The sequence below is a fragment of the Nocardia miyunensis NBRC 108239 genome, assembly GCF_001613065.1.
GTDB lineage: Bacteria > Actinomycetota > Actinomycetes > Mycobacteriales > Mycobacteriaceae > Nocardia > Nocardia miyunensis.
Genome location: NZ_BDBQ01000034.1, coordinates 125,226 through 138,446 on the forward strand (window position 1 = coordinate 125,226; position 13,221 = coordinate 138,446).

12 protein-coding genes are annotated in these 13,221 nt (G+C 67.9%); 6 read left to right on the forward strand and 6 right to left on the reverse strand.

The genetic code is table 11. The features are described 5' to 3' along the window. Window positions 1-59: 59 nt before the first annotated feature. From NM2_RS14155 to NM2_RS49000, 6 genes are all read right to left on the reverse strand, one after another. A complete protein-coding gene (locus NM2_RS14155) occupies window positions 60-1,031 on the reverse strand; it encodes a 3-carboxyethylcatechol 2,3-dioxygenase (protein WP_067668554.1) in 972 nt (323 codons plus the stop codon). After that, window positions 988-2,652, reverse strand: a complete 1,665-nt coding sequence (locus NM2_RS14160) for a bifunctional 3-(3-hydroxy-phenyl)propionate/3-hydroxycinnamic acid hydroxylase (RefSeq protein ID WP_067668713.1) — start codon at window positions 2,650-2,652, stop codon at window positions 988-990. Before NM2_RS14160 ends, NM2_RS14155 begins: the two co-directional genes overlap by 44 nt. Window positions 2,653-2,915: 263 nt before the next feature. Next, a complete protein-coding gene (locus NM2_RS14165) occupies window positions 2,916-3,779 on the reverse strand; it encodes an alpha/beta fold hydrolase (protein ID WP_067668556.1) in 864 nt (287 codons plus the stop codon). Between the two features lie 66 nt (window positions 3,780-3,845). Next, window positions 3,846-5,483, reverse strand: coding sequence for an FAD-dependent oxidoreductase (locus tag NM2_RS14170; RefSeq protein WP_067668558.1), 1,638 nt, complete (start codon window positions 5,481-5,483; stop codon window positions 3,846-3,848). 38 nt (window positions 5,484-5,521) lie between these two features. Next, on the reverse strand, window positions 5,522-7,057 hold the full coding sequence (locus NM2_RS14175; protein ID WP_067668559.1) for an AMP-binding protein: 1,536 nt from the start codon (window positions 7,055-7,057) through the stop codon (window positions 5,522-5,524). 66 nt (window positions 7,058-7,123) lie between these two features. After that, entirely contained in the window at window positions 7,124-7,273 is a 150-nt protein-coding gene (locus NM2_RS49000; protein WP_157121079.1) for a hypothetical protein, read from the reverse strand. 135 nt (window positions 7,274-7,408) lie between these two features. Between NM2_RS49000 and NM2_RS14180 the strand changes: the two genes are divergently transcribed. From NM2_RS14180 to NM2_RS14205, 6 genes are read left to right on the forward strand one after another with little or no spacing between them, the layout of a single operon-like run. After that, entirely contained in the window at window positions 7,409-8,269 is an 861-nt protein-coding gene (locus NM2_RS14180; RefSeq protein WP_067668561.1) for a mycofactocin-coupled SDR family oxidoreductase, read from the forward strand. Between the two features lie 24 nt (window positions 8,270-8,293). Next, window positions 8,294-9,658 carry a cytochrome P450 gene (locus tag NM2_RS14185; protein ID WP_067668562.1) on the forward strand — a complete coding sequence of 455 codons (1,365 nt, stop codon included), beginning with the start codon at window positions 8,294-8,296 and terminating at the stop codon, window positions 9,656-9,658. A gap of 27 nt (window positions 9,659-9,685) precedes the next feature. Then, on the forward strand, window positions 9,686-10,780 hold the full coding sequence (locus NM2_RS14190) for an amidohydrolase family protein (protein ID WP_067668564.1): 1,095 nt from the start codon (window positions 9,686-9,688) through the stop codon (window positions 10,778-10,780). Between the two features lie 12 nt (window positions 10,781-10,792). Further along, entirely contained in the window at window positions 10,793-11,938 is a 1,146-nt protein-coding gene (locus NM2_RS14195) for an amidohydrolase family protein (RefSeq protein ID WP_067668566.1), read from the forward strand. Further along, window positions 11,938-12,330 carry a Rieske (2Fe-2S) protein gene (locus tag NM2_RS14200; protein ID WP_067668567.1) on the forward strand — a complete coding sequence of 131 codons (393 nt, stop codon included), beginning with the start codon at window positions 11,938-11,940 and terminating at the stop codon, window positions 12,328-12,330. Before NM2_RS14195 ends, NM2_RS14200 begins: the two co-directional genes overlap by 1 nt. Before the next feature lie 14 nt (window positions 12,331-12,344). Next, complete coding sequence (locus NM2_RS14205; protein WP_067668569.1) at window positions 12,345-13,214, forward strand: alpha/beta fold hydrolase; 870 nt, start codon at window positions 12,345-12,347, stop codon at window positions 13,212-13,214. Window positions 13,215-13,221 lie beyond the last annotated feature (7 nt).

The window sequence follows — 13,221 nt, forward strand, 5'->3', positions numbered from 1 at the left end:
AGAAAAATGATGCGCTGACCCCGCCGTCAATAACAGAGCTCGCACGCCGCGTTTCCGGGTCACGGATGCCTCCTGCTGGTCGAATCGAGATCGCGCTGCGGCAGCGCGGTGCGCACGGCGAATCCGGCGATCAGCGCGGGGGCGGGCCGGTAGTAGCGCACGATGGTCCGGTACCGGCCCTCGCTGGCCAGCGCGCCGAAGGCGGCGACCCAGGTGCGCACCTCGTGCGCGGAATTGCCCGCCACCTCGGTGATCCACGGATTGGACCAGTCGTCGAACTCGTCCAGCCGCCCCTCGTCGAGCGCGGTGAGCACCCGGCGGTCCCAGTCCGGGTTGAGCGCGCGCAATTGCCCGCTCCCGGAATCGAATTCACGCGCGACCGCGATCACCTGCTCCTGCCGGGCGGCGCGCTGCTGCGCGGACATGGTGCCGCCGTGCAGAATTCGCTCGCGCGCCGGACCCGTCGCGGTGGCCAGGGTGGGCATCGGCGGGTCGTGGGACAGCCCGCCCGATCCCACCACGAGCACCCGTTTGCCAAGGCCCGCAAGATAATCGCCGACCGCCGCCCCCAGCGCGGCGGCCCGCCGCAGCGGACCAAGCGGCACCGCGACCGAATTGACGAAGATCGGGATCACCGGCTTCGCGGTGGCCGCGCCGAGCAGCCGCGCCAACGGCTGCACGGTGCCGTGATCGACCTCCATCGTCATCGACATCGCGACGTCCACACCCGCGTCCAGGACCGATTCGGCCAGTTCGCGGGCCAGATCCGCGGGCACGTCCAGCGGTCCGGCGTGGGTGCCGTAATCGCCGACGCCCGAGGCCGCCGCACCGATGCAGAACGGCGGCATGAGTTTGTAGAAGAACCCGTTGTAGTGATCGGGCGAGAACGTCACGACCAGTTCGGGATCGAACTCGCGGACGAACTCCGCCGCCTGGTCCAGGGCCGCGCCGATATCGTCGAGCAGTTCGCGGTCCGGTCCTGGCAGATCAAGTAGAGGGCTGTGCGAGACGCAGCACAGGGCCAGCGGCATCGTGTCCTCCTCCCGGGACGAGCGTGAGAGTGCGCAGCAGATCCGCGCTGAGTTCCGGTGCCAGCTGGGCGATCGTCGCGCCCGCGATACAGCGGTCCGGGCGCAGGAACAGCACCGAATCCTGTTGCCCGTCGAACCATTTCTTGAGCGCGCCGCCGCGATCGGCCAGCACGGTCACATCCGGATCGTCGTGTCCGGTCCAGTGCAGCTGGTTCACAGGCAGGATCTCGAAGAACCTCGCCCCCAACGCTTTCCACTGCTCGAACGCCGCGTCACCGAGCACCCGCCGAGGCGCGTTGTTCCAGCACAGCACCGCGAACCAGGGCCCGAGCACCTCGTCCAGCAGCACGTTCGACCGCTCGCGGGTGTCCACTCGCGGCTGGATGAACAACGTGCCCACCGCGGATTTCGGTGTGCGCGACCAGGTGTGCACGACCGCGCCGCGTTCGTACTTCGGCATCGGCTTGAACCGCATGCCCAGCACGTAGCGGCGCACCGGCGGGATCGCGGCGGCCGCGCGGACCAGCACGTCCCGCACCGCGGCGACCTTCCGGTCGGTCGGCGAGATCACCTTGCCGACCATGGTGGACAGGTCGATCATCGCCCGCGCGTGTTTGCGGCGCTCGAGGTCGTAGCTGTCGAGCAGGCCGTCACCGGCCTGGCCAGTGACGGCCGCGGCGAGTTTCCAGCCGAGATTGGCCGCGTCGCGGATACCGCTGTTGTATCCCTGCCCCTGCCACACCGGCATCAGATGCGCGGCGTCACCGGCCAGGAACATCCGGCCCTTGCGGAACGAACCCGCGATCCGCGAATGATGCGTGTACACCCGTCGCCGGATGACCTCGATCCGATCGGGATGCGGCACGAACGGCGCGATCAGGCGTTGCGCGAACGCGGGGTCCTCGGCCAGCTCGTCGGATTCGTCGTCGTGGATCATGAATTCGAAGCGCCGGATGCCATGCGCGATGGACACCGACACGTTCGGACGAGCCGGATCGGCGGCCACCTCGAGATTGGGATGTCCCAGCGGGTCGGTGGCCAGATCGACCACCAGCCAGCGGGTCGAGGAGGTGGTTCCCTCGAACGAGACGCCCATCTGCCGACGCGTCGCACTGCGGCCGCCGTCGCAGCCCACCAGATAACGCGCGGTCACGATGGAAGTGCCTGTGGCCGTGTCGAGTTCGGCGCTGACCCGGTCGCCCGAATCGACCGCAGAGCTCATCGCGGCGCCCCACCGCACCTCGACGTGCGGATACCGGGACAGCCCGGCCAGCAGTTCGGCGTCCACCAGCGGCTGCACGAATCCGTTGCGCTTGGGCCAGCCGAATTGCGCATCGGTGGGGGCGATCTCGGCGAGCAGCCGGCGCCGGCCGTCGACGAATCGCATGAACTGATTCGGCGTGGTGTGCGGCAGGATCCCCTCGATCAGGCCGATGGACTGGAAAGTCCGCAGCGATTCGTCGTCCAGGCCGACCCCGCGCGGATAGTCGATCAGCGTCGGGCGTTCCTCGACCACGCGGGTGCGCACCCCATACATGCCGAGAATATTCGCCAGCGTCAGCCCGACCGGGCCCGCGCCGACCAGCAGCACGTCTACATCGGTGGAAGCCCCGGAATCCACTGGCGCGGAACCAATCTGTGTGGATCCACTCGTGCCGTAACCAGCCTCCGGCTTGCCCGACCCGGCACCGCTCTGCGCAGACCCGTTCGATCCCAGGACACCCTCCCCTTCGCCCGACCCGCCGCTGCTCTGCGCGGATTCGCTCGGACCGAAACCGGCGCTCACGGAATCGCCTGTGCCAGAACTACTCTGCTCAGAGCCGATCGGGCCGGGATCCCCATTCCCAGCGCCGCCCGCTCCGGCACTGTTCTGTTCAGTCACGATCAGCCACCCAGCAGGAAGTCGATGTGCAGGGCGTTGAAGCTCTTCGGGTCCTCGTACTGCGGCCAGTGCCCGCAGTCTGGCAGCACCTCGAAGCGCGCGCCGGGGATCATCGAGGCGATGCGGCGGCCCTCGGTGACGTCGGCGGTGGGATCGTCACTGGTCCACAGCACCAGCGTGGGCGCGGTGATCCGGGCGTAGTCCTCGGGCCGCACCAGATTCCGCTGCCGGATCTCCGGATCCTGCAGGGCCATGATGTCTCGCATGGCCTCGATGAATCCGGGCTGGCGGTAGATGCGCTGGCGGCTGGCCACGACGTCGTCGTAATCCTTGGTCTTGTCGGCCATCAGCCAGCGGATCCGCGCCTGCACGGTCTCCCAGGTGGGATCGGTGACCGCGGCCATGGACAGCGTGATGATGCGTTTCATCACCTCGGGATCGGCCTGCGATCCCCCGGCGGTGTTGAGCACCAGGCGTTCCACTCGATCGGGGTGGTCGATGGCGAAGCGCGAGGCCACCCAGCCGCCGAGCGATTCACCGCTGATGTGCGCCCGCTGGACCCCGACCGCGTCCAGGAACGCGATCAGGTGTGCCACATAGTGTTTCACCTCGAGCGGGTGACCGGGGCGGGCGGTGTAGCCGTGCCCGAGCATATCGATCACCCAGGTGGAGAAGTGTTCGGCGTGCGCCTCCAGATTCCGGGAGTACGCCTCGACGTGCCCGCCGGATCCGTGCAGCAGCACCAGCGCCGGTTTGTCCCGATCGCCCGCGTGCCAGTAGCGCGTGCGCACACCGCCGACGTCCAGATACCCCTGGGTGAACGCGACGCCCTGCAGATCGCTCCAGATGCTCTCGTACTCCGACAACTCGTAACCTCCCTAATCCGCACCTGCCCGTCCCGGCGACTCGGGCGCGCTGGTCGTTTTCGCTGTTCAGGCGTCTGCCGACGTACCGGTCGCGGCGGTGTGCCCGGCCCGGAAGCCCCACACCATGCCGGGGCCGATGGTCCCGCCCGCACCGCCGTAGGCCCGGCCGGTGACACCGGCCATCGCATTGCCGACCGCGAACAGACCCGGGATGACCTCGCCGTCCACGTGCAGCACCCGGCCGTCGCGATCGGTGCGCGGCCCGCCCTTGGTGCCCATCGCACCGACCGTGATCGGCACCGCGTAGTAGGGCCCGGTGTCGAGCGGTCCGAGGGTGCGGCCCGCGGCCGTGGAGGCGTTCTCATCGCCCCACCAGCCGTCGTAAGCGCTTGCGCCCCTGCCGAAGTCGGGATCGGCGCCAGCGGCGACGTTGCGGTTCCAGGCCTCGACCGTCGCGGCCAGGCCCTGCGCATCGATGCCGGTCTTGGCGGCCAGCTCGTCGAGATCCTTCGATTCGCAATACCATTCGGGCACCGCCTCGCCCGGCGCGACGCCCAGGAAGCCGTACTTGCGCAGATGTTCGGCGTCGAAGACGATCCAGCCCGGATCGTTGACGTAACCGCCCTTGGGATCGAGGTAGTGGAACGCCCCGGCCATCGAGTTGTACTCCGACGCCTCGTTCACGAACCGCCGTCCGGCGCGGTTGACCATGATGCTGCGCGGGCGGGTGCGCTCGAGCCGCACGCTGCGGCTGCGCGGCTTGCCCTCGATGGTGTCGCCCGGGATCTGCACGACCGGAACCCACCACGCCTCACTCATGGTGCCCAGATCCGCGCCGTGCGCCATCGCCATGCGCAGGCCGTCACCGGTGTTGTTGGGCGGGGAGACCGGGCCGGACATCGGGCCGCGCAGATACGCGCGGACCAGTCCGGGATCCCATTCGAAACCGCCGGTCGCGAGCACCACGCCCTTGCGCGCCCGCAGGATCGCTGCGCCCTCGGGCGTCTCGAACCGCACGCCGGTGATCCGCCGGTCCTCCGAAAGCAGTTCCACCGCACGGGCTTTCGTGCGCGGCACGATGCCGTTTCCGAGTACGCCGAACAGCAGTCCGGCGACCAGCGCGGCCCCGGCCACGACCAGATCCGTCGAGTCGGTATCGGTCCCGGCGTGCAGCCGCGCCCGGGTCTCCGCGTCGAAGCCGACGTTGCTCCAGTCCTCGGGGAAGGCGGTGATCCGGTCGCGCCACTGTCCCAACCGGGATCGGTCGAAGGCGACCGGGCTCAGCGAACGCCCGCCGCCGGGCTGCCCGCCGGGCAGCTCGGGCTTGTAATCCGGGAAACCCTCGGCGATTTCGAAGCGCAACCCGCTGTGCTTCTCAACGAATTCGACCATCCGCGCGCCGGTGCGCACGAAGGTCTCCACCAGTTCGTCGTCCATCGAATTCAGCGACTGCGCATGCAGATAGCGCAGCGCGTCCTCGACGCTCAGCGGCCCGTCGGGCGATCGGTCGTGCGCCGGAATCCACGCGATGCCGCCGGAAACCGCACTGGTTCCCCCGACGGTCGCGGCCTTCTCGACGATCGCCACCGAGGCGCCGCGGACCGCGGCGGTCAGCGCCGCGGTCAGGCCGGACGCACCGCTGCCCAGTACGACGACGTCGACCTCGGATTCGGGCGTGCCGGCGTCGCTTGCACGACTAACCATGAGACCTCCATTTGCGAATGAGAAGAATCATATTCTCGTCAGTTGGATGTGGCAATCTGCTGGCGGATCAGCTGTTTGCGCACCTTGCCGCTCGGGGTGCGGGGATAGTCCGTCACCTCGAACAAGCGCTCGGGCCACTTCTGCCGCGCGAGGCCCGCGGCCCGGAAATGCCTGCGCACGGTCTCCACCGAGGGCAGCACGTGTCCGGGGCGAATCCGCAGCACCGCGCCAACCGTCTCGCCGAGACGGGCGTCCGGGACGGCCACCACGACCGCCTCGGCAACCGCGGGCATCATGGTGAGGACCTCCTCGACCTCCACCGCGCTGACGTTCTCGCCGCCGCGGATGATGACGTCTGATTTGCGATCGGTGATCGTGAGGTGACCGTCCGCGTGCAGCACGCCGATATCGCCGGTGTGATACCAGCCCTCGGCGTCGAAGACTTGGTCGGTCAGCTCCCGATCGGTGTAGCCCAGGCACAGATCCGGTCCGCGACTGAGGATTTCGCCGTCATCGGCCAGGCGGATCTCCACGCCGGGCAGCGGCCGCCCGTCGGTGCACAGCCGCTCGAATTCGGGTGCGGTGTAGCGCGAGGCGGTGATCGAGGGATGTTCGGTGCTGCCGTAGGCGCGGAACGCGATCAGTCCCAGATCGGCGAGCCTGCGGGTGACCGCGGCGGGCACCGCAGAACCGCCCAGGCCCACATACCGGACGTGGTCGAGATGAGCGGGCGTGAAGTCCGGGTGATCGAGCAGACTGGTCACGAAGTAGGGCGGGCCGCCGCCGACCGACAGGCCGTACTCGTTCATCAGCGCCAGCGCGTTGCCCGGTTCCCACACATCCAGCAGATGAATCGATCTGCCGCCCAACACCGGCAGCAGGAACGCCCCGAGCATGCCGATGAAATGTCCCACCGGTGTCGCGGTGAGCTGATCGGCCTCGTCCATGGCGTTCTGCTCGGCCAATTGCCTTGCCTCGCAACCCAATGTCTCGTGGCTGTGCACCACGCCCTTGGGCGCGCTGGTGGTACCCGAGGTGAAGGCGATCAGCGCCGGGCCTGCGGGGTCGACCGCGATCGTGCCGCTCATCGGCTCGTCGGCGAGTAGCTCGTCGAAATCCCGCCCGACCACGCCCACCACCGGAACCTCGGCCGCCAGAGCGGGATCGAAGCTGCGCGCGCCGAATTGCTCCGCGGTCAGGTAGGCCGCCGGATGAACCGTCGCGAGGATGTGCGCGACTTCGCGATCGCCGTAGAAGTGCACGATCGGCACCACCACCGCGCCGAGAAAGGATGCGGCCCAGAAGGTCGCGGCGGCCTCCATCCAATTGGGCAGCTGGAACGCGATCGCATCGCCGGGCCCGACGCCGCGCGCACGCAGTCCGGCCGCGAGCCGCCGCGCGGTGCGCTCGACCTCGGCCAGCGTGCCCGACCACGGCCTGACCTGCGAATGCACCCGGAACTCGGCCTCGGGCGCGGCGGCCAGGCCGCGACCGAGCAGCTCGCCCAGCGTCTCGGGCCGCCACCAGCCCGCGCGCTCGTAGCGGCGTCTCAATTCCTCGGGAATGGTTCGCATCTCGGCTCTCACTCGCTCGGGTGTCGGAGGCACACCCCTCCGACGCTGACGAGAATAACGTTCTCGTCAGATGAAAAGAGCACTTTCTCGCAAAAAGCCCGGAAATCCGCCGAAACGGCAATGCTTCTCCTCGAAAAACTCCCCCGGTACGTCACGCTGGCCGCCAATCACGGGGCCTTGCGGCAACTTCGGCGCAAGAGTAACGTTCTCTTTCACCGCAAGGAAAATTCTTCTATGGCGAGATCATGAAGCGGCCGATGTCCTGTGCATCGGCCGCCGCGGCAACCAGCGGGGACGGGTGATCCGTCGCGGCGGCACCGCCACCCGGGGATAGAGATTGGAAGGTCAGCTGTGGGACGTGTCGAGGGCAAGGTCGCGTTCATCACCGGCGCCGCGCGCGGACAGGGGCGCAGTCATGCGGTCCGCCTCGCCGAAGAGGGCGCCGACATCATCGCGGTGGATCTGTGCGAAGACATCTCGACCATCGGATACGCGCTGGCGCGGCCCGAAGATCTCGAGCAGACCGCCAAACTCGTCGCCGCGGCCGGTCGCCGGGTGGTGACCGCCAAGGCGGACGTGCGCAGCGCCGAGCAGTTGCAGGCCGCGGTCGAGACCGGCATCGCCGAACTGGGACGGCTGGACATCGTCGTCGCCCAGGCCGGTGTGGCCGGGATGCAGGGCCAGCCGGCGATGCAGGCGTGGACCGACGTGATCAACACGAATCTGATCGGCACCATCAACGCCATCCAGGTCGCGCTGCCGCACCTGCGCGAGGGCGCCTCGATCATCGCGACGGGTTCCGCCGCCGCGCTCATGGACATCTCCAAGGTCGATCAGCCGGGCAAGGATCCCGGCGGCTCGGCCTACATGCACTCCAAGCGCGCGCTGACCGCCTACGTCTACGAGCTCTCGCGCCAACTCGCCGAGCGCGGCATTCGCGCAAACGTCGTGCACCCCACCAACTGCAATACGCCGATGTTGCAGAGCGAACCGATGTACCGCTCGTTCCGGCCCGACCTCGAGCACCCGACCCGCGCGGACGCGGAGCCGGTGTTCGGCGTGCAGCAGGCCATGCGCATTCCGTACATCGAGCCCGAGGACGTCAGCGCCGCGGTGGCCTACCTGGCCTCCGATGACGCTCGGTTCGTCACCGGCACGCAGATGCGCGTGGACGGCGGCGGGTACCTGAAGTTGCACGACTACCACATCTGATCGCGCGGGCGGAGGAAGAACAACGTGAGCATCGAAGACACCACCGTCGACCAGGACCGCAAGAAGAACCGGTACAACTTCGACCGGCACACCCCCGAGTACCGGCACCGGTTCGAAGAGATCACCCAGGAGATGCAGGCCAAGTGCCCGGTCGCCTGGAGCGACACCCACGGCGGGCACTGGGTGGCCGCGGACAGCACGGCGGTGTTCGAACTCGCCCGCTGTCCGCACGTGTCCAACGACCACGACCTGACCGGCGATCGCAATGGCTACAAAGGCATTTCGATCCCCACCGCGCAGCGCGCCCAGGCCGTGCGCGGCGGCATGCTGGAGATGGACGATCCGGAGCACCGGCTGTACCGGCAGGTCCTGAACCCGTACCTGTCCCCCGCCGCGGTCAAGCGCTGGGATCCGGTCATCGACGAGATCGTGCGCGCGAGCCTGGACGAGAAGATCGAGTCCGGCCGCATCGACTTCGTGGACGACCTGGCCAATATCGTCCCGGCCGTGCTTACCCTGGCCATGCTCGGAATTCCGTTGCAGCGCTGGTCGCTCTACAGCGAGCCGGTGCACGCCGCGGTGTACACCCCGGAGAGTTCCCCGGACGCCGCGCGCGTCGCCGAGATGCACCGCGCGATGGGCTTGGACCTGCTGAACAGCCTGATCGAGATCAAGGCGAACCCGCGGCCGGGCCTGGTCGACGGCCTGATCAAACTCCGCATCGACGGCGAGCCCGCCCCGGACCTCGAGATCCTGGGCATGCTCGGACTGCTCATCGGCGGCGGCTTCGACACCACCACCGCGCTGACCGCGCACTCGCTGGAATGGCTGTCGGAGCATCCGGACCAGCGCGAGATGCTCAGCAGGGAACGCGAGCACCTGCTCGATCCGGCCACCGAGGAATTCCTGCGCTACTTCACCCCCGCACCGGGGGACGGCCGCACGATCTCCGCCGACGTCACCGTCGCGGACACCCAATTCGCCGAGGGCGACCGGCTGTGGCTGTCCTGGGCGATGGCCAACCGCGATCCGCAGGTCTTCCCCGACCCGAACGACGTCGTGCTGGACCGAAGGGGCAACCGCCACTTCAGTTTCGGGCTCGGCATCCATCGCTGCATCGGCTCGAACGTCGCGCGCGCGGTGTTCAAGAAGATGCTCGTCGCGGTGCTGGATCGCATGCCGGACTACCAGTGCGATCCCGAGGGCACCGTGCACTACGAGACCATCGGCGTCATCCAGGGCATGCGCAACCTCCCGGCCACCTTCACCCCCGGCAAGCGCCAGGGCCCGGGGCTCGAGGAGACCCTGGACAAGCTCCAGAAGGTCTGTGACACACAGGAACTCGCCGCCCCGGTGACGGAGCGGCCCGATATCGCGCGGATCGACTGACACGAACGGCGCACCGGGAGAGAGCGGATGAGCAGATTACTAGCCGACGGGACCCGCATGCCCGTCATCGATGCCAGCGTGCACATCTTCTTCAGGTCGAATCGCGATATGCGCGGATTCCTGCGCGAGCCGTTCACCAGCCGGGGCATCCCGGATGTGGAGATGGACTGGTACGGCGCACCGGGCGGTGAGTACGCCGAGGGCACCCGCGGGCCGGACAAGCAGTATCCGGGTTCGGATCCCGAGCTGGTCGGCGAGGCGCTGTTCGGCGGACGCGGCGTGGATATCGCCGTGCTGCATCCCATGACGCGCGGCATCCTGCCGGACCGGCACCTCACCACGGCGGTGCTGTCCGCGCACAACGAGATGATGGTCTCGCGGTGGCTGGAATCCAATCCGTACGCCGACCGGTTCCGCGGCACGATCCGGGTGAATCCGGAGGACATCACCGGCGCGCTGCGCGAAATCGACAGGTGGGCAAGCCATCCCGGGGTCGTGCAGATCGGGGTGCCGTTACAGTCGCGCGAACTGTACGGCAAACCGCAGTTCTGGCCGCTGTGGGAGGCCGCCGCGCACGCGGGCCTTCCGGTGGCGGTGCACAGCGAGACCGGGGAGAGCGTCGCGTTCCCGCCGACCCCGTCCGGGCACACCCGCACCTATGAGCAGTACCTCGGCTTCACCTCGCTGAACTACATCTATCACCTGATGAACATGATCGCCGAGGGCGTCTTCGAGCGGATTCCGGAGCTGAAATTCGTCTGGGCGGACGGCGCGGCGGACATGCTCACGCCGTTCACCTGGCGGATGGACACCTTCGGGCGGCCGCATCTCGAACAGACCCCGTGGGCCCCGCGCATGCCGAGTGACTATCTGCCCGAACACGTGTACTTCGTGCACAACAGCCTGGACGGTCCCGGCGATGCCGAGTTCGCCGCCGAGTGGCTCGACTTCACCGGCAAACAGGACATGGTGATGTTCGGCTCCAGCTATCCGCACTGGCACTGCGGTGACGTCGACGAGCTGCCGCAGGCGCTCACCACCGAGCAGCGCGAGAAGTTGCTCTGGCGCAACGCGTCTCGCATCTACGGCATCGATGTCCCGGCCGCGACGGCCACCGTCTGAGGGGAGAGGACCATGACACTGGCTCATCAGCAGCATCGCGCACCGGCGGCCGAGCAGACCGCGGTCCGGGTGGTCGATTCGGATGTGCATCCGGTGCCGCGTCGCCGGGAACTCGTGGAGTACATCCCCGAGCCGCACCGCAGCTCGTATTTCCTGAGCCACCGCGTCGGCGACACGATCGTCTACGACGCGCCGGATTACGCGCACTCCTTCGCGATGCGGACCGACACCTTCCCCGCGGACGGCGAATTCCCCGGCAGCGACCCGGAATTGGCGTTCCGGCAGCTGATCGTGGAGGCCGGGTCCGATATCGCGATCCTGGAACCGACGGTGAAGGCGACCCGCCTGCCCGAGGCCACCCAGGCGATGGCGATCGGCGTCAACCACTGGCTGGCCAACCACTGGCTGGACCCGAAGAACAACTGGCATCAGCGGTGGCGCGGATCGATCTGCGTGGCCATCGACGATCCGGCGGGCGCGGTGCGCGAGATCGAGCACTGGGCCGGACATCCGTACATGTCGCAGATCCTGATCAAGGCCGAGCCGCGCCCGTCCTGGGGCGATCCGTCCTACGACCCGATCTGGGCCACGGCCACCAAACATGATCTGGTGGTCAGCTGTCACCTCAGCCGCGGCGCGTACGAGACGATGCCCATGCCGCCGGTCGGATTCCCCAGTTACAACCACGATTTCATGGTCACCTACTCGCTGCTGGCGGCGAATCAGATCATGAGCCTGATCTTCGACGGCGTCTTCGATCGGCATCCGAATCTGCGCATCGTGTTCGTCGAGCACGCGTTCACCTGGATCCTGCCGCTGATGTGGCGGATGGACGCGATCTACGCCAAGCGCGGCTCCTTCACCGGCATTCGGCGCAAGCCCTCGGAGTACGTCAAGGAACACATCCGGTTCACCACCCAGCCGCTGGACTATCCCGAGGACAAGACCGAACTCACCCGGGCGTTCGAGTGGATGGAGGCGGACAAGATCCTGCTGTTCTCCTCGGACTATCCGCACTGGACGTTCGACGATCCGCGCTGGCTGGTGAAGCATCTCCCCGCGCACGCGCGCGATCGGGTGATGTACCTCAACGGCATCGAGACCTATCACCTGCCCACGTCGGTGCCGTCCCTCGACGGCCGAAGGCCGGTCTTCTGATGGCGGACGAACACGAACAACCCCGGCTGGCGCAGGGACGCGAACACGTCGTCGCGACGGTCGAGGAGATTCCGCCCGGGTCGTCCAAGGTGGTGCCGATCGGGCGGCACGGCGTCGGCGTGTACAACGTCAACGGCACGTTCTACGCGATCGCGAACTACTGCCCGCACGAGGGCGGCCCGCTGTGTTCGGGCCGCGCGCGCGGGCGCACGATCGTGGACGAGTCCGTACCCGGTGACCAGGTGATGGTGCGCGATCAGGAGTTCATCTACTGCCCCTGGCACCAGTGGGGTTTCGAGCTGGCGACCGGGACCACGGCGGTCAAACCCGAGTGGAGTATCCGCACCTATCCGGTGCGGATCGTCGGTGATTCCGTCGTCGTGCTGGCCTGAGAAAGGATTGCCCCATGCCCTCCGTGACGGTGAACGGCGGCGAGGTCGTCTACGAAATCCTCGGTGACACAGGCGATCTCGTGGTACTGACGCCCGGCGGCCGATTCGGCAAGGATATACCGGGACTGCGCCCGCTGGCCGAGGCGATCGTCGCCGGCGGCTACCGGGTGCTGCTGTGGGACCGGCCCAACTGCGGCGCGTCCGACGTGCAGTTCTACGGGCAGTCCGAATCGCATATGCGCGCGCAGACGCTCAACGGCCTGCTCGACGCACTCGATGCCGGGCCGTGCATACTCGCGGGCGGCTCCGGCGGTGCGCGCGATTCGATGCTCACCACGATGCTGTACCCCGAGCGGGTCACCAAGCTCGTGCTGTGGAATATCGTCGGCGGCGTCTACGGACTGTTCAATCTGGGCGCGTTCTACGTGCTGCCGAGCCTGCAGGCCGTGCGCGGCGGCGGAACCGAGGCCCTGCCGAAGATGCGGGAGTGGCGCGAGCGGGTGCAGGCCAATCCCCGCAACGAACAGCGCCTGCGGGACCTGGACCGGGACGAGTTCATCAAACTGTCGCTGCGCTGGCTCAATGCGTACGTGCCCAAGCCCGGGCAGACGATCGCCGGTGTCGACGACGAGATGTTCGATCGAATCACGGTGCCCACCTTGATCATTCGCGGCGGCGTCGGCGATCTGGATCATCCCAAGCGGACCTCGCTCGAGGTGAGCTGCCTGATCAAGGACTCGACGGTGATCGACCCGCCGTGGCCCGAGGACGCCTGGGAACGGGCGGTCGAGGATAGCGCCACCGGCCGGGTAGACCGCTTCAACCTGTTCGATACCTGGGTGCAGGCGGCTCCGGCGATCCTGAAATTCCTGGGCGATCGATGACGGAGGC

Coding starts and splice junctions, on each gene's coding strand:
- NM2_RS14170 (WP_067668558.1), bottom strand. CDS start 5,483: ATGGTTAGTCGTGCAAGCGACGCCGGCACGCCCGAATCCGAGGTCGAC.
- NM2_RS14195 (WP_067668566.1), top strand. CDS start 10,793: ATGACACTGGCTCATCAGCAGCATCGCGCACCGGCGGCCGAGCAGACC.
- NM2_RS14175 (WP_067668559.1), bottom strand. CDS start 7,057: ATGCGAACCATTCCCGAGGAATTGAGACGCCGCTACGAGCGCGCGGGC.
- NM2_RS14190 (WP_067668564.1), top strand. CDS start 9,686: ATGAGCAGATTACTAGCCGACGGGACCCGCATGCCCGTCATCGATGCC.
- NM2_RS14205 (WP_067668569.1), top strand. CDS start 12,345: ATGCCCTCCGTGACGGTGAACGGCGGCGAGGTCGTCTACGAAATCCTC.
- NM2_RS14155 (WP_067668554.1), bottom strand. CDS start 1,031: ATGCCGCTGGCCCTGTGCTGCGTCTCGCACAGCCCTCTACTTGATCTG.
- NM2_RS14200 (WP_067668567.1), top strand. CDS start 11,938: ATGGCGGACGAACACGAACAACCCCGGCTGGCGCAGGGACGCGAACAC.